20 protein-coding genes are annotated in these 22,966 nt (G+C 62.8%); 5 read left to right on the forward strand and 15 right to left on the reverse strand.

Annotated features, from left to right (window positions below):
- Positions 1–29: 29 nt before the first annotated feature.
- The 12 genes from NSE01_RS07580 to NSE01_RS07635 all read right to left on the reverse strand — a co-directional run bounded on the left by NSE01_RS07580 (position 30) and on the right by NSE01_RS07635 (position 15,735).
- Positions 30–2,453 (reverse strand): hypothetical protein, encoded by a 2,424-nt coding sequence (locus NSE01_RS07580; RefSeq protein ID WP_147159001.1) that lies wholly within the window; start codon positions 2,451–2,453, stop codon positions 30–32.
- Between the two features lie 4 nt (positions 2,454–2,457).
- Positions 2,458–2,823, reverse strand: a complete 366-nt coding sequence (locus NSE01_RS07585; RefSeq protein WP_147159002.1) for a hypothetical protein — start codon at positions 2,821–2,823, stop codon at positions 2,458–2,460.
- A 384-nt stretch (positions 2,824–3,207) separates the two neighbouring features.
- Complete coding sequence (locus NSE01_RS07590; protein ID WP_147159003.1) at positions 3,208–4,395, reverse strand: tetratricopeptide repeat protein; 1,188 nt, start codon at positions 4,393–4,395, stop codon at positions 3,208–3,210.
- A gap of 3 nt (positions 4,396–4,398) precedes the next feature.
- Positions 4,399–6,639, reverse strand: coding sequence for a GumC family protein (locus NSE01_RS07595; protein ID WP_246135084.1), 2,241 nt, complete (start codon positions 6,637–6,639; stop codon positions 4,399–4,401).
- Positions 6,640–6,652: 13 nt separating this feature from the next.
- On the reverse strand, positions 6,653–7,345 hold the full coding sequence (locus NSE01_RS07600; protein ID WP_246135085.1) for a polysaccharide biosynthesis/export family protein: 693 nt from the start codon (positions 7,343–7,345) through the stop codon (positions 6,653–6,655).
- A 103-nt stretch (positions 7,346–7,448) separates the two neighbouring features.
- Positions 7,449–8,897, reverse strand: a complete 1,449-nt coding sequence (locus NSE01_RS07605) for an O-antigen ligase family protein (RefSeq protein ID WP_147159004.1) — start codon at positions 8,895–8,897, stop codon at positions 7,449–7,451.
- A 187-nt stretch (positions 8,898–9,084) separates the two neighbouring features.
- Positions 9,085–9,357, reverse strand: coding sequence for a hypothetical protein (locus tag NSE01_RS07610; RefSeq protein WP_147159005.1), 273 nt, complete (start codon positions 9,355–9,357; stop codon positions 9,085–9,087).
- 198 nt (positions 9,358–9,555) lie between these two features.
- The gene (locus NSE01_RS21700) at positions 9,556–10,989 is read right to left on the reverse strand and encodes a sugar transferase (protein WP_246135086.1); all 1,434 of its coding nucleotides are present in this window, start codon (positions 10,987–10,989) and stop codon (positions 9,556–9,558) included.
- A 200-nt stretch (positions 10,990–11,189) separates the two neighbouring features.
- Complete coding sequence (gene holA, locus NSE01_RS07620; protein WP_147159006.1) at positions 11,190–12,224, reverse strand: DNA polymerase III subunit delta; 1,035 nt, start codon at positions 12,222–12,224, stop codon at positions 11,190–11,192.
- 7 nt (positions 12,225–12,231) lie between these two features.
- Entirely contained in the window at positions 12,232–12,687 is a 456-nt protein-coding gene (gene lptE / locus NSE01_RS07625) for an LPS assembly lipoprotein LptE (RefSeq protein ID WP_147159092.1), read from the reverse strand.
- A gap of 31 nt (positions 12,688–12,718) precedes the next feature.
- A complete protein-coding gene (gene leuS / locus NSE01_RS07630; RefSeq protein WP_147159007.1) occupies positions 12,719–15,256 on the reverse strand; it encodes a leucine--tRNA ligase in 2,538 nt (845 codons plus the stop codon).
- Positions 15,257–15,321: 65 nt separating this feature from the next.
- On the reverse strand, positions 15,322–15,735 hold the full coding sequence (locus tag NSE01_RS07635; RefSeq protein ID WP_246135095.1) for a DUF3576 domain-containing protein: 414 nt from the start codon (positions 15,733–15,735) through the stop codon (positions 15,322–15,324).
- A 425-nt stretch (positions 15,736–16,160) separates the two neighbouring features.
- Between NSE01_RS07635 and NSE01_RS07640 the strand changes: the two genes are divergently transcribed.
- Together NSE01_RS07640 and phbB are read left to right on the forward strand one after the other, a co-directional pair.
- Complete coding sequence (locus tag NSE01_RS07640) at positions 16,161–16,976, forward strand: hypothetical protein (RefSeq protein ID WP_246135087.1); 816 nt, start codon at positions 16,161–16,163, stop codon at positions 16,974–16,976.
- 113 nt (positions 16,977–17,089) lie between these two features.
- Positions 17,090–17,812: an acetoacetyl-CoA reductase gene (gene phbB / locus NSE01_RS07645; protein ID WP_147159009.1), complete on the forward strand. Its 723-nt coding sequence runs from the start codon at positions 17,090–17,092 to the stop codon at positions 17,810–17,812.
- A gap of 45 nt (positions 17,813–17,857) precedes the next feature.
- On the opposite strand, the gene NSE01_RS07650 is transcribed toward phbB, so the two are convergent.
- On the reverse strand, positions 17,858–18,643 hold the full coding sequence (locus tag NSE01_RS07650) for a helix-turn-helix domain-containing protein (protein ID WP_147159010.1): 786 nt from the start codon (positions 18,641–18,643) through the stop codon (positions 17,858–17,860).
- A 61-nt stretch (positions 18,644–18,704) separates the two neighbouring features.
- Here NSE01_RS07650 and NSE01_RS07655 point away from each other — a divergent pair, with 61 nt between their 5' ends.
- Together NSE01_RS07655 and NSE01_RS07660 are read left to right on the forward strand one after the other, a co-directional pair.
- Positions 18,705–18,962, forward strand: coding sequence for a ribbon-helix-helix domain-containing protein (locus NSE01_RS07655; protein ID WP_147159094.1), 258 nt, complete (start codon positions 18,705–18,707; stop codon positions 18,960–18,962).
- An 83-nt stretch (positions 18,963–19,045) separates the two neighbouring features.
- Positions 19,046–19,324 (forward strand): hypothetical protein, encoded by a 279-nt coding sequence (locus NSE01_RS07660; protein WP_147159011.1) that lies wholly within the window; start codon positions 19,046–19,048, stop codon positions 19,322–19,324.
- 17 nt (positions 19,325–19,341) lie between these two features.
- Here the strand turns inward: NSE01_RS07660 and chrA are convergent, their stop codons facing one another.
- Positions 19,342–20,652, reverse strand: a complete 1,311-nt coding sequence (gene chrA / locus NSE01_RS07665) for a chromate efflux transporter (RefSeq protein WP_147159012.1) — start codon at positions 20,650–20,652, stop codon at positions 19,342–19,344.
- On the reverse strand, positions 20,652–21,935 hold the full coding sequence (gene murA, locus NSE01_RS07670) for a UDP-N-acetylglucosamine 1-carboxyvinyltransferase (RefSeq protein WP_147159013.1): 1,284 nt from the start codon (positions 21,933–21,935) through the stop codon (positions 20,652–20,654). Before murA ends, chrA begins: the two co-directional genes overlap by 1 nt.
- Before the next feature lie 125 nt (positions 21,936–22,060).
- Between murA and galU the strand changes: the two genes are divergently transcribed.
- A complete protein-coding gene (galU, locus tag NSE01_RS07675) occupies positions 22,061–22,960 on the forward strand; it encodes a UTP--glucose-1-phosphate uridylyltransferase GalU (RefSeq protein WP_147159014.1) in 900 nt (299 codons plus the stop codon).
- Positions 22,961–22,966: the final 6 nt, after the last annotated feature.

Consider the following 22,966-nt stretch of genomic DNA (forward strand, 5'->3'; position numbering starts at 1 on the left):
AACACTAACGCCTGATAGGCTGAAGCAGATCAGAAACCGTAGTCATCACCAAGGGCCACGACATGCAATGTCGGTCTGAGTTGCACCGAAATCGCCGGATCCGCGATTGGTGCTCCGAATGACCCGACGGAACTGGCACTATCGACGTATATCGCGAGCTGTGTTGCCGATGGCACATCCACCACCTTGAAGGTGCCGTTGAGCGAAGCGTTCACCGAACCGCTGATCGCCACCACGTCACCGGTGTTGAATCCGTGTGCAGCTGCGAAATTGACGAAGCCAAGGTTGGTGTTGTTGGACCCGCCGTTGCGTCCAGTCAGATAGCTCGAGGTGCCGATAACAGCGGACGGTGCCGCCTCGGCCGTGCCGCACTTGAAGTACAGCCGCGCGCCGGCATTGCGCAGCTTGCCCGCTTCGTTGGCGTGCAGTCCCGGCTCGACAACAGCTGTCTTGTTGCTGAGAGCCGTCAATGCCGAGGTTCCCGAAGATGAAACGAGGTTTGTCGCGCCGCTCTCGTTCCAGACCCCGGCGGTAGCGGTCGTGATCGCCTTGGACGGCGACAGGTAGGCGACCTTGCCGACCCGGTACTGCCCCTTGTTTGACGTATACATGTCCTGCGCCGTGGTGACCGTAAGATCGGCGTCGAACCGGAAGCTGACGGTCTGTTCCGGGATAAGGTTGCCGAGCCTGACGAGGCCGGAGTAGTTCGCCGGGAAGCTCAACTGCCCGGTGGGATAGAACCCGCCGTCGCGGCCGCATTGCCAGTTGCCGATCTCCAGCTTGGTCTGGTTGGACGAGGCGTCGCGCACCAGGAACGCCACGGACGCATTCACGATGTTCTTGCTCGTGTGCAGATTGTCGATCCGCCAGATTCCGCGATTGCCGCCCAGCCCGGTGGAGGCCGTGCTGCGGGGGGTGAACAGGCCGCAGCTGGTCGTGATGTCCGAGGATAGCATCGTGCAATAGACCACCTGCACGACATCGATCTGAAGCGATTGCACGGCGCCAGCGATAAGCCCCGTACCGTCGGTCTTCAGCCGGCACGCCTCGAAATGCACCGAGCCCAGCACGACATTGTCAGCGCCGATGTACCAGGCGTCACCGGTAAAGTTGAAGTGCTCGATATTGGTGATCCCGTGCTTGTCCCCGTTGCGGAAAGTTTCGTGGATTGCCGAGACGAGCGTGAGCGGCGGGCTGGATATATCCGCGAAGGCGGTGGTGCAGGTCACGTAACGATTGACGAAGCTATCCTGTGTGCCGCTTCCGCGGTCCACCCAGCCCCAGCGGCTCGGATTCTCGATGAAGACCTGGCCCCAGGTATTCGAGAATCGTACCGGATTGGTGCCAAGATCGCTCGCGTTGACCAGCTTGTTGGGCGCCACCGCCACCCGCTTGCCGATCGCCGCCGCTGAAGGCATGGGATCGCGCAAAGTCAGGACGTCAGTCGCAACGCCCACGATCCGCGTGGTGTGATAGCCGCCTGCATCAAGCGCGATCTGCACGTACATCCCGGGCAGCCACGGGTAGGCCGCGTTCAGATCGGTCTGTGCGTTTGCAACCTTGACGGTGGTTGCAGCAGCGGCAGCGGCGAGCGCGAGAGAGCTGTTGATCGCGCCGGGGAAGAAGACGCCGACTGCCCCTTGGTACGTGTGCAGATAGGGCACCGACGACATGTACAGGCCGCTGCCCTGGCCGGGGTTCACCGTGCAGAGCAGGCACACCGCGCCATAGTTCGTCGAAGGCTGGGCATTCATGAACGACAGCCTGGGGAAGCGCCATTCCGAGCGCGTTCCATAGAACGTCATCACCGGAATGTTGTCGGTCCGCTGGATGATCTCGGCGCCAACTTCCGCACGCACTCCGCTCGTGGATGCCGCGACCGCATCGCCGTTCCAGTGGATTGTCCTGGTCGTCCCGTACTTGCCCGGCGGCATCACCCGCCAGCATAGCTCGCCCGCCCACGCGTTCAGCGCGTCGGCATTGTCGGTCCCCGGTGCTGCGGGTGAGACGTAGTCGGCTTTTGCCCCGAAGTGGAAGGGGGTGAGGCGCTGGGTTACGGGGAATGTGAGCAGCCGTGCATCTGCCGGGGCGAAGATGGCGTCGGTGTCGTTGGCGCGAAAACCCTTCGCGAAATTGAGCGCAAAGCCATTCGCCGAAAGCGTCGCCCCGCCCATGAACTCGATCATCACCGCAAACGTCGTGACCGTGCCGGTCGCCACCCACGCGAGGCCGTTGACGATGACCCTGGACTTGCCGGCGGCGACAGCCTGAGCGCAGGCCAGTTCGACCCCGCCATGTGCCGTTGCGAATACGGCATCGCGGTATCCATTGCCGAGATCACCAAGCGTGCCGCCGTTCGGCAGGGAGACGAGGCTTGCTCCCTTGCCGGGGGCTGAAGACGCGAGGTCAGCGACTTTTGCGGAAGTGAGCCGCGCGAAAGCATCAACGCTCATCGTTTCAGCTCCCAGCCCGGATCATGACGGTTGCACCGGCACCCTGTCGTGCCTTGAGATAGCAACTGCCGGGCAGTCGATAGCGGCCTGCGGCGGCTATCGTGGCGAGCGAGAGGCCGCCGCGGTCCCACGCATTGCAATCATTGAAGGTGACCCCATCAAAGCTGTCCTGAAAGACGTAGGCGGTCGTCGGCGTTCCGATGATCTGGATTTCGATGTCTGGATAGACCCGGCCATTGAACGTCGCCGTCGGCGTCCAGGTGGCAGGCATCAGCATTGGCTGGGTGGTTACTTCCGCGAAGGTGTCGTCACCGATGTCGACGAGCCGCTTTTGCAGGCTCCCTACGGTGGTGAAAGTAAAGTCTGGCATGCGTTGCTCCGAGCAAAAGGGGCGCGCTTCGGGGCGGTGGTTCCGGCTGCATCGGAAATGTCCGGCACAGAGGAGAATCACCATCCCTGCCAATGGGTGTTCCAAATGAATTCCAACATATCAACATAAATCACCAAATAGGTTCGTTGCGGGCTGAGCTTGCTCGTGAAGCCAGCTTCGGAGTTGGTCGGGGAATCCGGTTCAAATGGTCCGGGGAACAGGCAAGGTTGGCTGCGGAAGTGGAAAGCGTCGGGCGGAGCGCACGTTCTCTTCGCCGATCTTGGACGCGGCGCCGCAACCGGGGTTGAAACCTGTTGCATCAGCTTGGGAACGGACTTGCGGGCCGGGACATGACCCAGCCAGGCCAGTCGCAACGGCCGCGCGTTAACGGCTTAGCGAGAGAGCCACGTCGTCGAGGTGGATCGGCGCACCGGGCGCCAGCCAGAAGATCAACTGTCGGACCTGGCATTGGTTGTCGATCACGAATTGCTGCCGCCAGGTGTCCGATTTCCCGGCGACCGGCTCGCCAACCTGCGCCTTGCTGAAGTCGGCATTGCAGGCGAGCGAAACCTGAAGCGCACGCGCTTGCGCAGAGTTTGTATCCGGCGTCCTCCAGGACAATTGGTAGCGGCCGGGCTTCAGCACCACGATCTGCTGCACGATCGGCAAGCTGACCGTACCGGTGACTTCGAGCGCAAGACTGCGCTGGCCGCCATCCCCTGCGATCGTGATCTCTGCGTCACCTCGATTCGAAAGCTGCCAATCGAACGCTGTCGACTTCTGCAAGGTGTCGATATGATCAAAGCCACCATCGTAGAGCAGTGCGCCAGAAGTTTCGCAATTGAGTTGCCAAACCGACTGGGCCTCTTGGATCATCCCAAGATTGATCAGGCGCTGCGTAATGAATTCGGAAGTTGGGCAGTCCCACACTCCCTTTCCGGTCCGGCGCATCAGGTCAATCCGCTGCAAGACCTGATCAGCCGGGAGTTCACTGACTGTCGTGACCATCGTACGCGCCCAGACCGGTGCAAGCTTCAGGCGTTCGGCAAGCGCGCTCCGGCCTGCCTCGCTGGCGGCAACGGCGGCAAGCAGGCGATCGCGATTCTCATCGGAAGGCGCCTGCCGCAGCAACGCATCAAGTCGCTCGGCGGCAACTTTGTAATCCTGGTCCTGGAGTGCCTGATCGAGCCAGTAGATCTGCGTCATCCCATCGCGCCAGCCCAACTGCCCTGAAACACTGAAGGCTTTGTGTGCTTCCGCGGTGTGCTGGGAATAGAGCTGGGCTTGCCCGAGGATCGAAACAGCCTGCGCGGAGATCGGATCGGAGGCCACCGCCCTGCGTGCATACGCGATGGCGTGGGCCGGGCCTTGACGAACGAAGGTGAGCATCGCGCGCGCTCGTGCCGCGCCGGTGTCGTATGGCCAACCGACGAAGCTGGGGGAGTTCGGAAACTCCCGGCTCTGCCGATCGGTGCCACTGAGCAAGGCGGCAACGGCCATGACCAGCATGGACACGACCAGGGCCCCCTTGCGGACTCGCCCGGCGACACTCGTGGCGCGCGGTTCCGACATGCGTCAGTTGTCCGAAGTGTTGCTGTATTGGTAGTAGTTGTAGCCGTAGTACTCCGAGTACCGGTTCCCCGAATCCGACGGATCGAACTTGGTGAGTACGCCGCCAAGTACATTTGTGCGCATGCTGCGCAAGCGGCGGAGCGACGCCTTGAGCGAGCCGCGGCGACTGCGATCGGACTGGATGACAATGACCACGCCGTCCACCAGTGCTGCCATGAGCGGCGAGTCGGCAAGCCCGAGCACCGGTGGACTGTCGAGCAGAACCATGTCGAAGCGCGCCGTGAGTTCCTCGAGCAGCTGGAGCATGTTGCTCGAGCTGAGCAACTCGGTGGGGCTCGGCGGGATCGGGCCCGAGGTAATGACCTTGAGTGTTTCGACGTCGGTATCGCGAAGAGCCTCGTCCACCGTGCTCTGGTTGGTCAGGATGCTGGATACGCCGCGACTGTTTTCCGCATTCAGCATGGGAATGGCGCGATGCAGTGCGGGGCGCCGCAAGTCGAGATCGAGCAGCACCACGTTGCGCCCAAGCCGCGCGATGCCACGGGCGATCGCGATGCTCGTCGTCGACTTGCCTTCCGAAGGCTGCGAGCTCGTGACCAGCATGGTCTTGGGCAGGCCGGAAGGTGTCGAGTAGAGCAGCGCACTGCGCAGCGAGTTGTACCCTTCGCTGACGGGGGACTTGGGATCCTCCATCGCAACTTCCAGCTCGCTGTCATGGACCAGCGGGATAACCCCGAGGAGCGGCATCTGGAGCTTGCTCTCCACGTCCTCGGGGACCTTGACCGAGTCATCGAGCTGCGTGCGCAGGTAGATGAATGCCGCAGCCGAACCAAAGCCAACCACCAATGCGATCAGCAGGTTGCGCAGCAGATTTGGCGAACTGGGACGGATCGGCGCGATGGCCGGGTCGATGATCGCGATGTTGCTGGCGCTGATGCCGGCGGCGGCATTGAGTTCCTTGTAGCGCTGCAGCAGGCCCTCATAGACAGTGCGGTTGGTGTCCGCTTCACGCTCAAGAAGACGGTACTGGACGAGTTGGTCCTGCTCCGCGAGCGACGAGCCCTTCAGGTCCGCAACCTGTTGCGACAGGCTGCGTTCGGCATCGAGAGCGGCATCGTATTGCTGCTTGACCGATGCCTTGATGCTGCGGGCTACCGACTGGATCTGTGCATCGATCACGCCGACCTGAGCCTTGAGCTGCTGGACGACCGGGTAATCCTCAAGGTGGTTGGCGCGCTGCTTCTCGAGCTCGGCCATTTGCTGCGCGCGCTGAGCAAGCAATTGTGAGATGGCCGGATTGGCAAGAACGTCAGGTGAGCTGAGCAGATTGCCGCTGGAAATCAGCTTCCAACGGCCCTCGGCGGCGATCCTGGCGGCTTGCGCCTGGTTCGCTGCCGCATTGACCTGAAGCAGGCTGGTCGTGGTCACCGAATTGCCGAGACGGCCGGATTGGCTGGCGCCTGACGCGGTAGAGTCACGATCGCGAATGAGGCCTTCTTCTCGCGCATAGGCGTTGAGCTCGCGTTCAGAACGTTCGAGCTTGGCGCGAGCCTCCGAAAGCTGGCCGGAAATGAATTCGCGCGCATAAGCCGAACTGTCGAACCGGCGCTGGAGATTGGTCTGGATGAACTCGGCGGCGAACGCGTTGGCGATCTGGGCGGCGAGTTCGGGCTGGGTGCTGTTGAAGCTGACCGTCGCAAGGCGGGTGTTCCGCGGCAGGTCTACGTCGCGCGAATCCTCGATTGTCCGGATCGTCAGATCCTCGAGTTCGGCACGGGTAAGATCGCCGGTGGGCTGGCGCACGCCCATCGCGTCGTAGAACTTGGCGTTGCCGACCAGTCGCAGCTTTTGCGCAACACGCTCGGCCAGTGCACGGCTTTTCAGGATGTCGACCTGCGTCTGCAGAAATCTCTCGGTGTCGTTCGCAGCGACGACCGGGTCCTGCATCGTGTCGTCCTGCTTGCCGAAGATCTGCGCCGATTGGTCGTTGATCTGCAGCGTTGTCGCGGCCGTGTAGCGCGGCGTCTGCAGCATCGTGACGACGACGGCCAAAGCGAACGTGACCGATACGATCACGCTGATAACGATGAGATTGGCCCGGATGATCGCAATGATCTCGCGAATGTCGAACGCCGGTTCGCCATCCACGTATTGATGGGGATAGCCATAGCCGCCATTGGTCGCGAGCTGTTCAGGAACGAGGTTGAGGTCGGCCTGGTCGGAGACTGGGGTGATCTGTTGCACGATACCGCCGGGTTTAAAGTCGAGTGAAGACGTTGAAGATCGGCGCGGCCTGGAGGAGGTCGCGGTAGATCGATTTCGCCTGCGAGAAGCCTACGACGACTACGTCGCCGCCAAGAATCTGGGGATCGGGATCCTGGCCGGCACGAATGCGGCCGAGGTCGAACCTTGCTGCCATGCGCGTGTTGTTGACGGTCCGGAAGACAACGACCTCATCCAGTTTTGCGATGCGCGTCGGGCTTTGCGCCAGTGCGATCGCGCCGAGCAAGGTAGTCTGGCTGTCGACCGGATAGGTCCCGGCCTTCAGCACCTGGCCTTCGACGGTAACAGTCTGTCCGGGCTGCTCGATGACGTTGAGGGTCACTTCCGGGTTGCGCAGGTAGCGAGTGCCCAACTTGGTCGCGATCAGCGTCGAGGCCTGGGCGGGGGTCAGCGTCGCGATATGCACCGGGCCAGCCAGCGGGACCTGGATAAATCCGGCGTCATCCACTGGAAGCTTTTCAAACGTCAGGTCTGGCTCGCCGAAAACCATCAGCGACACCACGTCGCCCGGCGCGATGAGGTACTCGGAGGGTGTGACTGCCTTGTCGATCGGGGGAATGATCGCATAGGCTGCATCCTTTGCGGGAAGCGCGCCATAGAGCCCCGACGAACACGCCGAGAGACTTGCACTGACCAGCAGCAGGGAAATGGCCGCGGATTTCTTCACAACTACATAAGCCCCTTGGCGAGAAAGAGATCGATACATTCGAAACGATGCCAGCATACTTGGCCCGGCGCAACATCGGATGAAAGCGCGAGAATCCTATACATCACTGCCGACCACGCTGCGGTGCAGCGGGATTGAGCAGCATTGCTACCGCAACTGCAGCAAGAGCTGCAAGCGACATGCTGCGCATGGGGTAGTCGACGATGGCGTGAAGCGCCTCGATCAGGAGGAAGCCGATGGCAAACAACACCTGCGCGCGCCGGGAAGCTGAAGCATCGGATTTGCTGACCGAAATGACCGCTGTGACCACGAGATACGCAACAACCAACAGGATCAGCCCAAGCACGATCGCGCCGGGCAGGCCGGCTTCGAGCAGCCATTCCAGCCAGTCATTATGCGCACGAACAGGCAGGGTCGTATCGACGACCTCAAGCCGCTCCGCCGCCTCGAGCATCGGCACGATCGTTCCAATTCCGCTCCCATAGGGCCAGACCTGACCGATCGCATACCACGTGTCGGCCCAGAGATCCCAGCGCGCTTCGTGCATCAGCGAAAAGCGCCCGATGACCTTCTGTACCGACTGGAGTTGCAGCAGCAGTCCACCACTGATCACCACAACGCCGATGGTTCCGGCAAGACCATAGAGCACGGCAGCCCGCTTGCGCAGCATTGGCCAGAGCATGAGGCCAACGAAGAGCAAGGCAATCGACGAAAGGGCGATGCCGGTCCTGGACCCGGTCATGAAAAGCCCGACCAGAAAGGACAGGACCGTCATCATCAGTCCGGCCCAAGTCAGCACATGATTCCTGCCGTCGCCGAGCCGCGCTGTCGCAAGGACACCAGTTGCCAGGATCGCGGCGAGCAGGATGTCGGCTTGGGCGTTGCGGTTGGCCTGAAACCCTACCAGAAAACCTTCGCTGAACTGGCTGTAGAGCGACCACTCGAAACCTGCAGTCCTGGACAGCTGCAGAACGCCAAGCGCCAGTGAGAGAGCGGCTACCCCAACAACGACAATGCACAGCCAGTTGCGCCCCCTGAGGGACAGGCGGCTGACCTGAAGGAGCAGCAGCACCGGGCAGATCATGGACAGAAGCGACGCAAATGTGCGCGCTGGCGCCATTGTCAACGGCATCCATGATGTGTCGGCCTGGATCAGTGCAAGCGACTGAACTTCGACCGAGCGCCCCGGAAGCGAATGCCAGAGCGAAGGCGGAAGCGGAATCAGTTGGAAAACCGGGATTAGCAGGATCAGCCCCGCCAGCATGAGTGCGGGAGCCTGCACGGGGCCAAGACCACGCTGCCACTCGGAGCCCGCGAATAACGGGATCATGATGAGAGCGGTCAGAACCTGCAGGACCATTTCGGTTTGTGGATTGACCGTTCCGCCACCGCCAAGGGCCATCGCCAGCCCCACGAGTACCATGCACAGCGCGGTGCCAGGTAGCGGCCGAGTCTTGAGTGTGGGCAACTTGTCTGCGCTTCTACCAGAGGAGGAGCGGCCTTCGCTGCGATTCGCCTGGGCAGAACTCTTGATCGCCTGCGCGCTCGACATGTCAGTGCCTCCCTCGCAGACGGTCTAGGTGTCGTACCCCTGAAGGGCAACCCTCAATGCCGGTCACCGCTGCCCCGCTTCTGAACATCCGGACTTGGACTGGCAAAACAGTGCCGACGGCACTTACAAAAAGGGCCCGCAAATAAAATTTGCGAGCCCTTCGAAAACATTGATCAAACAGAAACGATCAACCGCCGTTGCTGTCCGTCGACTTGGTCGCCTCGTAGACGCCAACGCCGACTGCGCCAGCGACGAGAAGGCCGAGACCGATGTCGGTGCCCGACAGTTCGCGCGATTCACGGGCGGACGGCGCGGTTGTGCGCGACGTCTTGATCTTCTTCACCGAAACAACGCCGGGAGTGGCTGCAGCAGCCCGGACGGGCTCCGCGCTAGCAGCCGTACCAGCCATAACTACACCGAGGGCAGCTGCGCTGGCCATCGCCATCTTGATCATGCTCATCGTCCCACACTCCATTAACTTTACGGAAGATTGCCTAGTACTCTTTCGTGATTCGTTCAACCTCAATGTTGCGATGCAGGCACTTTAATGCTGCGCATGCGAAAACTAAAAAATGCTTCATGTTGAACGAGATCAGCTTCAAACATACTGCCAAATCACCAAGTCAGTCGCTTCATCGTGCAGATCGCACAACTCACCTCAAAATGCGCGATCGTGAACCAGAACGGTTGCTGTCGCAAAAATGATCCTGATATCGCGCACAGCAGTCCAGCCATCGAGGTATTCGAGATCGGCCTGAAGGCGGCTGCTCAGATCCTCCTCCGAGTCGGTCGCGCCACGAAGCCCGCGGATCTGAGCAAGTCCGGTCAGGCCAGGCTTGAGCGAGTGACGCAGCAGATAGCGCGGATCAACTTCCCAAAACCGCTTCTGGCCGGCAAGCGAACCGATAGCGTGCGGACGGGGTCCGACAATGCTCATGTCGCCGCGAAGGACGTTCAGCAACTGCGGAAGTTCGTCGATGCTCGTCTTTCGGATGAACCGGCCGATACGGGTGATCCGGTCGTCGTCTTTGCTGGCCGACCGCGCGCCGGTTGAATCGAGTTTCTCGACGCGCATCGAGCGGAATTTGAAGATCCAGAAGAGCCGGTTATTGCGGCCCTGGCGCTGTTGCATGAAGAATACCGGCCCACGATCCTCAAGCCAGATCAGAAGGGCAACAACAAGGAGCAGTGGAGCCAGCGCAATGGTCGCACCGCCAGCGATGGCAAGGTCCATTGCCCGCTTGAGCGCCCTTGCGCGGAGGCCGAGCGGACCAACCGAGACCACCAGCGAGCCGAAGCCGTGGCCACGATTCGCACCAAGCACGCCAAGTTCCTGCACCTCAGGATCGACGATCTCGCCGCAAATGTTGGAGCCCTTGAACACAAGCGCCCAGTCTTTGCGTCGTTCCGGCGGGCAGGTCACGAGCACGCGGTCCATGTTCGTCATGAACATGCCGAGCCGATCAAGCATGTGCGGGTCATTTCGATCCGGACGAAGCCGGTGCTCGCGGGAATCGATGTGCCAAGCGTGCGGGACCCGGACCGGCGTGCCACCGTCATCAATGATGAGCACATTCTGTGCCGTGGCGCCACAACTGGACCGAATGAGTGGCTTGGCCACAATCCGGGCCCAAGCCATGCCGCCTGCGATCACAAGCAAGCTTGCCACGGTGGATGCGCGTGAGAACTGCTCGCTCGATTTCGTGAAGAACGCGATGAAGATAACCATCGTCACAGCGATGATCATCGCCATCATCGACCGCGACTGGCTGTACCGCAAGGACGTTAGTGCCTGCATGGAGTAGGCACGGGTCATCAGCGCAGCGCCCCAATAAAGCGGAACGTAGAGATTGATCTGCTGAAGGGTCTGCGGATCGTATGCACGGCCCAAATAAAGCAGGCTGACCAGCAATGATGCGCCGACGATCACAAGCCCGTCGATCAACATAAGGAGCAGATAGGCCTGAAGACGCCGCTTCTCGAGAGAAGGAGCCAGCGGCAAATTCAGTTGCCGCTTCGAGCCGGGAGTTTGGTCGCCCCCCTTGCCGGAGAGCGACGCGACAGCATCTCTGTCACGTTGCAACGTTGTCATCGCTAAAGCACCCTTTTGAACCGCTAAAAATCAGCGCTCCGGTTGTGCGACCCGGACGACAAAAGTTTTTTACAGGCAGATCTCTCGATATCGGTGAGAATGCTGCGGTGCAATACGTACAGCGTTCTGGGGCAAAAACAAGCGAGTCGGTGTGATCGACGTCACAACCGGTCGGACATGAGCGTCAATTCGTCGAAATCCTATCGCGCCGCCGCTCTTGCAATCTCGGCAAGTCCTTGAGAAAGAACAAGTTCGCTATTGCGGTTATCTGCAAGCAATTGGCGATGCAGCACCATAAGGCGCTCGATGAGTCGCCCCAGTTTTCGGCCACGCCAGCGCTTCAATTGGTGTGCGAGGTCCGGCTTGTCCCGAAAGAATACACGGCGCGCCGCCATTTCCTGCTCAAGGAACGCGTTGATGTCGCCGCGACCGCGCATGCGCCCAGAGAGTTGCGCAAGCTGAGCGGCGCGACGTTCAAAAGCCAGCAGCAAACCCACGGGATTTAGTTCAAGTTCTTGAATTCTAGACAATTCTGCTGATAGCCGCGTCGTGTCTCCCGCCAGCACCGTGTTCACCAGCGGCATGAAACCATCGTCCTCGCTGACGGCAGCAATGGCATCTAGTGCAGCAGCATCGGCCCGTCGCGGCGACTCGGGGCTCGCGTCCAGGTAGAGTGACAACTTCTCGATCTCGCTTCGGGCCATGCGTGTATCGAGCGCGGCGCCTCGGGCGATGCGTTCGGCGAGTTCGTCGGTCAGGTGCAGGCCAGCGGGATCTGCCATTTCCCGTACTGCCAGCGTGACGGAGCGAAGATCCGGTGGATGGAACATGGTGACAAGTGCATCGGGCCGGTCAGCCAACAACTTGGCAATGCGCGATTTGTCTGTCGCCGAGGTGGCCAGAATGAACACCGGCCATCCCTTGATCGGGCTCGCCAGCAAGGTTTCCACGGCATCGAAGGCCTCATCACCCGAGCAGCGCACGTGGATCTGCCGCTTGTCTCCGAACAGCGAAACCGATCGCGCCTCGTCAGCGAGTCGCACCGAATCCCGGCGGAGGTCCGCGCCCGCGAGTTCGATTCGTTCGAATGGGCCCTGCTGAGCGGAAATGTGCGCGGAAAGTCGCGCGGCAGCGTCTGCAGCCCCAGCTTCGTCTGGCCCACAAAAGTAAAACACCGTGGCATCTGCAGCAGCTCGCGCGATCTGCCCGGCGAAGTTCTTCTGGGTCGCCTTCACGGCGCGATCAACCCGCCTTCCGCAGCTTTGTGGCGACGCGGGTCACGATCTGGTCGGCCACTTCGTGGCTGAGGTTTTCGAGCGCTGTCTGCTCGGCAGCGATCACCGCATATTCACTGGAGACGATATCAATGCCGGCGTCGGCACCAGCGGTCGCATCGAGCACGATCTCGCCGCTGGTCAGATCGACCAACTGGTAGCGCGCGCGAAGGGTGCGCCGTTCGCGCGTTACCGAATCGTTGGACAGCAGGCCGAGGCCCTGAAGCTGCTCGTCGAGGCGAACATCAAGCCGGTAGCGCGGCGAACTCTGTGCGCCAGCACCGAGCCGGTCGACCAGCGCTGCACGGACCAGCCATCCCGCCTTGCCCTCGATCGAGGTGACGTCAACGCCGGCCAGCGCACGCGCAACCTTGCCGCTGCCGCCGCCGGCATACATCGGCTGCAGCCCGCAACCGGCCAGCATTGCCAGCGGCGCAAGGGCGGCAAGGACAATCTTACGCGACAAGGTTCACCAGCCGGTCGGGCACCACGATCACCTTTTTCACTTCCGCCCCGTCCAGCGCACGCTGCACTTTGTCCGAGGCGAGAGCAAGCCGCTCGAGTTCCTCGCGTGCCGTTCCCTTGGCGACCGTCAGCGTGTCGCGCAGCTTGCCCTTGACCTGGACTGCCACGGTGACTTCATCGTCGACGAGGAGTGCGGGATCGACCACTGGCCATGCGGCATCGGCGGCCAGACCTTCGCCGAGGGCCGAATAGGCTTCTTCTGCCAAGTGCGGCATCATCGGGGCAACCAGCAGCAGCAGGGTGTGGATCGCCGCAGTGCGGTCTGCCGAGGGCGCGGCCTTCTCGGTCGCGCCGGTCAGTTCGTAGATGCGGGCGACGGCCTTGTTGAAGCCCAGCGCTTCGATGTCCTGCGCGACGGCGTGGACGGTCTGGTGCGTCTTGCGGCGCAGCGCGAGGTCTTCACCGGTCGCGGATGCGTCGGCTGCGCCAAACAGACGCCACAAGCGCTGCACGAAGCGCCAGCACCCTTCGATGCCGGCTTCGGACCACGGCAGGTCGCGCTCGGGCGGGCTGTCCGAAAGCATGAACCAGCGGATCGCATCGGCGCCATAGCGCGCCACGATCTCGTCAGGGTCCACGACGTTCTTCTTGGACTTCGACATCTTGATGACGCGGCCGATATCCACCGGTGCGCCATCGGCCTTGAGTGTTGCGCCGTCTGCCGTGCGGTCCACTTCGCCGGGCGAGAAGAACAGGGGTTGGCCATTCTCGGGATTGCGGCGCTCGTAGGTCTCGTGCGTCACCATGCCCTGCGTGAAGAGGCTGGCGAAGGGCTCCTTCACTTCGAGCTTGCCGATCCGCGCCAGTGCGCGGGTCCAGAAGCGGGCGTAGAGGAGATGCAGGATCGCGTGCTCGATCCCGCCGATGTACTGCTCGACCGGCAGCCACTTGCGGATTGCCTCCGGGTCGAACGGCGCGTCGCCCGGCTGGCTGGCAAAGCGCAGGAAGTACCACGAGGAATCGACGAATGTGTCGAGGGTGTCGGTCTCGCGCCGGGCCGCATGGCCGCACTGCGGGCAATCGACGTGCTTCCAGGTCGGGTGGCGGTCGAGCGGATTTCCGGGCACATCGAAGGTCACGTCCTCCGGCAGCACGACCGGCAACTGCTTCTTGGGCACCGGCACCACACCGCAGACTTCGCAGTGGATGAACGGGATCGGCGTGCCCCAGTAGCGCTGGCGGGAGACGCCCCAGTCACGCAGGCGCCACACGGTCTTGCCTTGGCCCCAGCCTTCGGTCTCGGCGCGGCCAATGACGGCGGCTTTCGCGGCGGTAACTGCCATGCCGTTCAAGAAGTCGGAGTTGACGAGCACGCCGTCACCCGCTTCGGCTTCCCCGGTGAAGGGCTTGTCCGCATCGGCCGGATCAGCGGCGACGACGCGCAGGATCGGCAGGCTGTACTTGGTGGCGAAGTCGAAGTCGCGCTGGTCGTGGCCGGGAACGGCCATGATCGCGCCGGTGCCGTATTCCATCAGCACGAAGTTCGCGATGTAGACCGGCAGGTACTTGCCCGTTAGCGGGTGACGCGCGCCGATGCCGGTATCGAAGCCCAGCTTCTCTGCCGTTTCGAGCTCCGCTGCGGTCGTGCCGCCCTTCTTGCAGAGCGCAATGAAGTTTGCCGCTTCGCAGTTCGATGCCGCCACGCCCTGCGCGATCGGATGATCGGGGGCGACGGCCACGAAGCTTGCGCCGAAGATGGTGTCGGGCCGCGTGGTGTAGACTTCGACGTTCTCGCCGTTCGACAGGTCGAAGCGGAACTGCAGTCCCTGGCTCTTGCCGATCCAGTTCTCCTGCATCGTGCGCACCTTCTCGGGCCACTTGTCGAGGTCGGAGAGACCTTCGAGCAGCTCGTCGGCAAATTCGGTGATCTTGAGGAACCACTGGTTCAGCTTGCGCTTTTCAACCAGCGCGCCCGAGCGCCAGCCGCGCCCGTCGATCACCTGCTCGTTGGCGAGCACGGTCATGTCGACCGGGTCCCAGTTGACCGTCGATTCCTTGCGCGTGATCAGGCCCGCCGCATAGAGATCGAGGAACAGCGCCTGCTCGTGGCCGTAGTATTCCGGCTCGCAGGTGGCCAGTTCGCGGCTCCAGTCGAGCGCGAAACCGAGCCGCTTCAACTGGGCCTTCATGTTGGCGATATTGGCGCGGGTCCAGCCGCCGGGGTGAACGCCCTTTTCCATCGCGGCATTCTCGGCGGGCATGCCGAAGGCGTCCCAGCCCATCGGGTGGAGCACCTCAAAGCCGCGCATACGCTTGTAGCGCGCCAGCACGTCGCCCATCGTGTAGTTGCGCACGTGGCCGATATGGATGCGCCCCGAGGGATAGGGGAACATCTCAAGCACATAGCTGCGCGGCTTGGGCGAGGCGTCGTCAGCCTTGAAGGTCTGGCGCTCATCCCAAGCACGCTGCCAGCGCAGATCGGCGGTGGCAGGATCGAAGCGGACGGGTTCTGGTCGGTCAGCAGTCATGCCGCCCCCTCTAGGGAGCGGCGCGAAGCCGTGCAACTGTCAGACGAGGGCGAGCCCCCGCGAAATCAGCCTTTGACCAGCGTCTGGCGGCGCAGATCGCGCGCCTTGGTCAGGATGATGTCTTCCAGCTTCTGGACAGTGGCCGCCTGCACCGGTGCGTCGACCCAGTTGCCCGCCTGATTGACCTGCCGGCTGGCGGCGATCCGCAGCGCGTCGGCGCGCAGGTCCTGATCGAGGATCGAGACGGTGAGCTTCATGCGCTCGCCCGGATTACGCGGATTCGCGTACCAGTCCGTAACGACCACGCCCCCGTTGCTGTCGGTCTGCACAAGCGGCATGAACGAAAGCGTCTCAAGCGTAGCGCGCCAGAGGTAGGCATTGACGCCGATCGTGGTGACCTTGCTGGCAGCGAGATCGAGCTTGGGGCGCGCCTTGCCTCCGCAACCCGCAACGAGGCCAGTGGCGGCGATGACGAGCATGCCGGTCGCAATACCCCGGACGAAAGTGGAAGAAATGCGGGGGCGTGTCGTCACGTGCATACTGTCCTTGCTGGCGAGAGACCACGCGGCCTTGCCGCACATCCTGCCTTTTGAAATCCGCGCCGATCAGGCGCCTTACGGCTCGCGCTCTATCACCCACGCGCCGCGCGCCGCAAGGGCAATGCAATGAATGGTGAAATGCGGCTTAGGCGTGCATGAACGAACCCGGTGCGATGGTCGGTCAATCGATGACCTGTGGGCTAGGTGCAACAGGTTTGCCACGACACGCTGCTATCGAAGCAGAAAATCGTTGTCCTACTGGAAATTATCCTCAGGGCACCGTATGTCCAACTTACAGAGCGCGCGTTCAGATTCGCGAACAGTTGCGGATTGCGCGTCTCGGTAGAGGAAAGTTCAGGCTGGCCATGAGCGGCAAGACGATCAAGGGGGGCAAATCGCACGGAGTTTTCCGTGCGCGCGTGCTGCCTTTGATGGGCTGCGCTCTCCTCGGCATGGTCGCGGCTCCTGCGCTTGGCAGTGCTCTGACGGGGGGCTTCGTCTCCGCACCGGTCAGCCTTTCGGCACGCGGTGGCATTGGTTCGTTCACGCCTGCCTCGGTCGATCCAAAGCTTGTTTCCGAACTCACTGCGCAGATTCAGGGGCGGGTGCCCGGTCACGGCCGGTTGTTCCGCTTCACGCCTGCCGGGATGGACAATCGTCCGGATCGCGCCGTAACGGTCGCTGTCCGCGTCGGTGAGCTTGGCGCAGAGAATCTGGTCGTTCGTCCGGTACTCGGCGCGGGCGCAAGCGCACCCGGCGCTGCTCCTGTCCGGATTGCGCCGATGGTCTACAACCTCGGCCTTGCCCGCGGCTATCAGAGTTTTGCTGCAGCACCCGGCGCCTCGCGCGAAAGCGCACGCTTCGAGATCCAGCGTCTTGAGATGCCCGATCTGCGGGCCATTGGCAGCAAGGATAGCTTCACGGGTTCTGCCGGAAGCATGCCTTCGCGGCTTGCTCCGCGCATCGAGCTCGATACGCGTGACCGCGTCGGTCATGCACCGCGTACGTTCGAGGGCCAGAACGATTATCAGGTCGATCTGGGCGGCAGCTATCGGCTGACCCGCAACCTCGATGTGACTGCTGGCGTGCGGTACTCGCCTGAGCGCGACCGTCTCCGCCCGCTGACCGACGGCAAGAAGGACAGCCAGGCGGTCTACGTCGGAACCCAGTTCCGGTTCTAATCAGTCTTTAATTGGAACCGATGCGGTGCAGTCGTATGCCTGCGCCCTAAGCGCTTGTCCGTCAGCAGCCTTGCGATTACGCTTCCTCCCATTGTTTGGAGTGGGAGAAGACGATGACGCGCGTTGCAGTGGTTACCGGGGGTACCCGGGGTATCGGTGAAGCAATTTCCCTCGCACTTCAGGCGCAAGGTCGCACGGTTGTCGCCAATTACGCGGGCAATGAGGAAAAGGCGCGGGCTTTTACGGAAAGGACCGGCATCGCGTCCTATCGCTTTGACGTGGGCGACCATGAAGCGACGCTGGAAATGTGCGCCAAGATTGCCGCCGAGGTCGGTCCGATCGACATCGTCGTCAACAACGCCGGCATCACGCGCGATGGCGTGCTGCACAAGATGAGCTTCGATGACTGGAACGAGGTGATGCGGATCAACCTCGGCGGCTGCTTCAACATGGCCAAGGCGACGTTCCCGGGCATGCGTGAACGTGGTTGGGGCCGTATCGTCAACATCGGCTCGATCAACGGTCAGGCCGGGCAATATGGGCAGGTCAACTATGCCGCCGCCAAGTCCGGCATCCATGGCTTCACCAAGGCGCTGGCGCAGGAAGGTGCCAAGTATGGCGTCACGGTAAACGCCATCGCGCCGGGCTATATCGATACCGACATGGTCGCGGCTGTGCCCGCACCGGTGCTCGAAAAGATCGTCGCCAAGATCCCGGTCGGCCGCCTCGGTCAAGCGGACGAGATTGCACGCGGCGTTGCGTTCCTGACATCCGAGGATGGCGCCTTCGTCACTGGTTCGACGATGAGCATCAACGGCGGCCAGCACATGTATTGATTGATGCCAGCCCCGCGCCACTCGGGGCGGGGCTGCATCGCACCCTCATTCCATGGTGATCGCGGCCAGTTTCCAGCCGCCGTCTTCAGAGGCCATTTGCAGCGTTTCCACGACGTTGACCTGCTTGCTGTAGCGCGCCTTGTACGTGATCACCCAGTAGCCGCTGGGCGGTGCGGCGGTGAAATCGATCGTCACCAGTTCACGCGAGATCGGCTTGCCGAGGCGGTCACGGACAGACTGTGAGGCCTGCGCCCACCAATCGACCGTATTGAGCAGCTGAAACGACTTGTGCGTCGCCTTCCAGCTGCCGGTCCAGTCATCCTTGTCGAGCATGGCAAGAAAACGGCGAGCGGCGTCCGTGGCCGCTGCTTCGCTCGCTGATGTCGGCGTGGCTGCTACAGCGGCACTGGGCGGGGCTGATGCCAGATGGTTACTGCCGAATGATACAGGCACGCCCGAATGGGCAAGCATGGCGAGCAAGGCAAGGCTGATGGTCATGGCAAGTCCTCCGACGATCCACCCTGCGCGGCGCCGCTCGGCTGCGCTTCGGGGCGTCTGCCGGTCGGGGTGCGCCATGACGGACAGCGCGGCATCCCTGATTGGCTTGTCCACCAACAATTCGGGAGTCTGACCCTCGATCTGGTGCAGCAATCGCGCTGCCTCGCGGCTGCTCGATACCGACATCTTGCGGCGGGCATCGCGCAGCCGCTCGTGTATGGTGTGAACGGAAAGGCCAAGGTGGCGGGCGATGGACTTGGCATCATGGCCGCCCAGCAGCAGCCGCAGCGTTTCCTTCTCCTTCTCGGTCAGCGCGTCATAGCCGGTAGTCATCGCTGGGGTGTACGGAGGCAGGCACTTGCGGGCCACCCCCAATAATTCGTATCGCCTCAGCATGGCTGCGCCCTATCATCCCCCGATCAAGCGATCGGTCGAGATCGCCGGGCACAAGACGTCGATCAGCCTCGAGCCGCTGTTCTGGGATTTGCTGCGTGATGCGGCGGTCGAAGAGGGTGTGCCGATCAACGCCATCGTCGCGCGGATCGATGCAGAGCGGATCGCGGCAGAGGTCGCGCCCGGGCTGGCCGGCGCAGTGCGGCTGTGGCTCGCTGCCCGGCTCGCCGCAGCAGGCGGGCAGACTGGCGCAGCCTGACCCGCTCACTATCCTCGTTCACCGTGCATTCTGACAGAGTCTGTCGCATGGTGTAGGTCACATTCTTTTCAGGAGTACCATAGATGCGCCGTAGCTTCCTTGCCGCCGCCATGCTGGCCACACTCGCTACGACCACAATCGCCGAAACGGCCGATGCGCGCCGTCACTCCTCCACCCGCACCTACCGCAACTGCAGGCATTCCAGCGGCACCGCAGGTCTGATCGCGGGCGGCGCAGGCGGCGCGCTGGTGGGCAAGGCAGTACTGGGCGGTCCTGTCGGCATCGTGGCCGGTGCCGTTGGCGGCGCTTTCGCGGGCCGCGCGATCGACCGTACGCTCACCGCAAAGAAGCGTTGCCGCTGAGGCGGTTTTCGCGCGCGTCAGCCCAAGGGGGCTAACGACAGGGCAAGGCCGGTGGCGGCACAAACCGCCATCGTCATCGCAATTCCGCGCTTGAACCCGAACAGTAGCAGCGCTGCCAGAGCCGCGATCAGCGCAGCTCGCCAATCGAGGCTGCCAGGATCGGGCATTCCAGCCTCGGAGACGCGGCGAAACAGCACGTGTAGCGCGAACCACAGTGCGAGGTTGGCGATCACGCCGACCACCGCTGCGGTGATGGCCGCGAGCGCACCCTGCAGTCGCTCGGCGCGCTCCAGACGTTCCATCCACGGCGCGCAGGCGAAGATCCACAGGAAGCACGGGGCAAATGTCACCCATGTGGTGAGGCCGGCTCCGAGGAGGCCTGCCGTTAGCGGCGAGAGGCTGCCCGGATGGCGCCACGCGGCGATGAAGCCGACAAACTGGGTGACCATGATCAGCGGGCCCGGCGTCGTCTCTGCAAGGCCGAGGCCATCCGCCATCTCGCCGGGTGAAAGCCAGCCGAACCCGCTCACCGCAGCCTGCGCCATATAGGCAAGCACGGCATAAGCCCCGCCGAAAGTCACCACCGCCAACCGCGAAAAGAACAGGCCAATCTGCCACAGTACGTGCTGCGGGCCGAGCAGGAGGAAAACTGCGGCGAGCGGCAGTGCCCATATCATCAACCACACGGCGACAGTTCGCACCGTCATTCCGAACAACTGGCTCGGCGGCGCGAGGGGGGCGCCGGTTGCGACAGCATGATGCTTGCCCAGCCATTCCGGCGCCAACTGTGCTGCGGCTGCGCCGATCAGGCCGGCGCACAGGATGACCAGCGGGAACGGCGTGTGCAGCAAGGTGAGGGAAAGTGCAGCCACGACCGCCAGCACCAGTTTGAACTGCGTGCCCAGCGCTCGCTTGCCGACCCGCAGGAGTGCTTGCAGTACGACCGCCAGGACAGCGGCCTTGATCCCCAGAAACAGCGCGGCAAACCAGCTGAGCCCCGCCGCTGCAACATAGAGCAGCGACAGTGCCAGCATGATCGCCGCCCCGGGCAGCACGAACAGCAGCCCTGCAATCAGCCCGCCCCGTGACCCATGCAGGCGCCAGCCGATCCATGTCGCCAATTGCTGGGCTTCCGGGCCGGGCAAGAGATGGCAGAGATTAAGTGCGCGGAGGAACGCGCCTTGATCAACCCACGCGCGCTCATCGACAAGTTCGCGCTGCATCAGCGCGATTTGCCCTGCCGGGCCGCCAAAGCTGAGACAGCCGATCCGCGCGAACACCCGGGTCAACTCGGCCAGCGTCGGCCCCCGGAAGCCCGCTTCCTGCATCAGTCGCCGCCGACGCGCTCCACATCCGCGCCGATCAGCGCGAACTTCTCCTCGAGCCGCTCGTAGCCGCGATCGAGGTGATAGAGGCGGTGGACCTGCGATTCGCCCTCTGCAGCAAGCCCGGCGATCACCAGGCTCATCGAGGCGCGCAGATCAGTCGCCATCACTTCGGCGCCGTGGAGCTTGCTGACACCGTGAACGATGGCAGTGCGGCCCTTGGTCTCGATATGCGCGCCCATGCGGTTAAGCTCGGGCACGTGCATGTAGCGGTTTTCGAAGATCGTTTCGGTCAGCACGCTCGAGCCATTGGCGAGGCAGAGCATTGCCATGAGCTGCGCCTGCATATCGGTGGCAAGGCCGGGGTAAGGGGCGGTGGACAGCGTCACGGGGCGCAGCTGGCCGTCGCTGGCAATGCGTAGGCCGCCGCGAACCTGTTCGACCAGCACGTTCGCATCCCGCAGGGCCTGGATCGTCGCAGCCATGTCTTCCGCGCGTGCGCCGGCGAGAATGATGTCACCACCGGTGATCGCGGCAGCGCAGGCATAGCTGCCAGCTTCGATGCGGTCCGGCATGACCATATAGGTCGCGCCGTGGAGCCGATTGACGCCGTGGATCGTCAGGTCGGATGTGCCGATACCCTCGATCTGTGCGCCCATCGCGACAAGCAGGTTGCACAAGTCGACGATCTCGGGCTCGCGCGCCGCGTTGTGCAGCGTGCTGGTGCCGCGCGCGAGGACGGCGGCCATCAGCGCGTTCTCGGTCGCGCCGACCGAGACGATCGGGAAGCTGTAGTCACCGCCCGGCAGCCCGCCATCGGGGGCAATCGCGCGAACATAGCCCGCCGCGAGTTCGATCTGCGCGCCGAAGGCTTCGAGCGCCTTGAGGTGCAGGTCGATCGGGCGGTTGCCGATCGCGCAGCCGCCCGGAAGCGAGACCGTGGCTTCGCCCGCGCGTGCCAGCAACGGTCCGAGCACGAGGATCGAGGCGCGCATCTTGCGGACGAGGTCATATGGCGCGACCGTCGAGGTCAGCCGTGTGGCCTGCAGCGTCATCACGCGGCCGAAGTCTTCGGGGCGGGCGCCAGCGATCGATGTCGAAACGCCGAACTGGTTGAGCAGGTGCTGGAACCCGTCGATATCGGCAAGGCGCGGCAGATTGCGCAGGGTCACCGGCTCTTCAGTGAGGAGCGCGCAAGGCAGCAGTGTCAGGGCAGCATTCTTTGCGCCAGAGACTGGAACGGTGCCCGAAAGGCGATTGCCGCCGCGAATGATGATCTTGTCCATCGCGGTCGTTTAGCCTGTTTGCCAATTGGCGCAACAGGATCGAAATGGTGGCAATCTATGCGCGCGTTATGTCATATCCGCATCGGACCTGAAATCCGATGCGCTTTAAGGGGATCACACAAGCCATGACCACCAGCACCGCCTCCCAATCAGTTCGCAAACCTGTTCGCAAGGCGGTGTTCCCGGTGGCGGGTATGGGGACGCGGTTTCTTCCAGCGACCAAGGCGATCCCCAAGGAAATGCTGCCCATCATCGATCGGCCGCTAATCCAGTATGCGGTCGACGAAGCGCGCGAGGCGGGGATCGAGCAGCTGATTTTCGTGACCGGGCGCGGCAAGACCGCGATTGTCGAGCACTTCGATACTGCCTTCGAGCTCGAGCGGACGATGGGAGATCGCGCCAAGGATCTCTCGATTCTCGATGCCACCCGCATTCTGCCGGGTAATCTGGTGACCGTGCGCCAGCAGGTGCCGATGGGGCTTGGTCACGCTATCTGGTGCGCGCGGGCAATCGTGGGGGATGAGCCCTTTGCGATCTTCCTCCCCGACGAACTGATGATCGGCAAGCCGGGCTGCATGAAGGAAATGGTCGAGGCCTACAACGAAGTCGGCGGCAACCTCATCAGCGTGCTCGAAGTGCCGGAGGAAGAAGTTTCCAGCTACGGCGTGATCGCGCCCGGCGCGCGCATCTCGGACAAGCTCACAGAAGTGACCGGGCTGGTCGAGAAGCCCAAGCGCGAGGAAGCGCCCTCCAACCTCATCATCTCCGGCCGCTATATCCTGCAGCCTGAAGTGATGCGTACCCTCGAGGGCCAGGAGAAGGGCGCAGGCGGGGAAATTCAGCTGACCGATGCGATGTCCCGCATGATCGGCAGCCAGCCGTTCCATGCCGTGACCTTCACCGGGCGGCGATTCGACTGCGGCAGCAAGGCCGGTTTCGTCGAGGCGACGCTCTCGCTCGCACTCGAAAGGCCGGATATGGCGGACGACGTCCGCGCGATCATGAAGCGCTTGCTGGCGGAGTAATACCCG

The organism is Novosphingobium sediminis (assembly GCF_007991615.1).
GTDB lineage: Bacteria > Pseudomonadota > Alphaproteobacteria > Sphingomonadales > Sphingomonadaceae > Novosphingobium > Novosphingobium sediminis.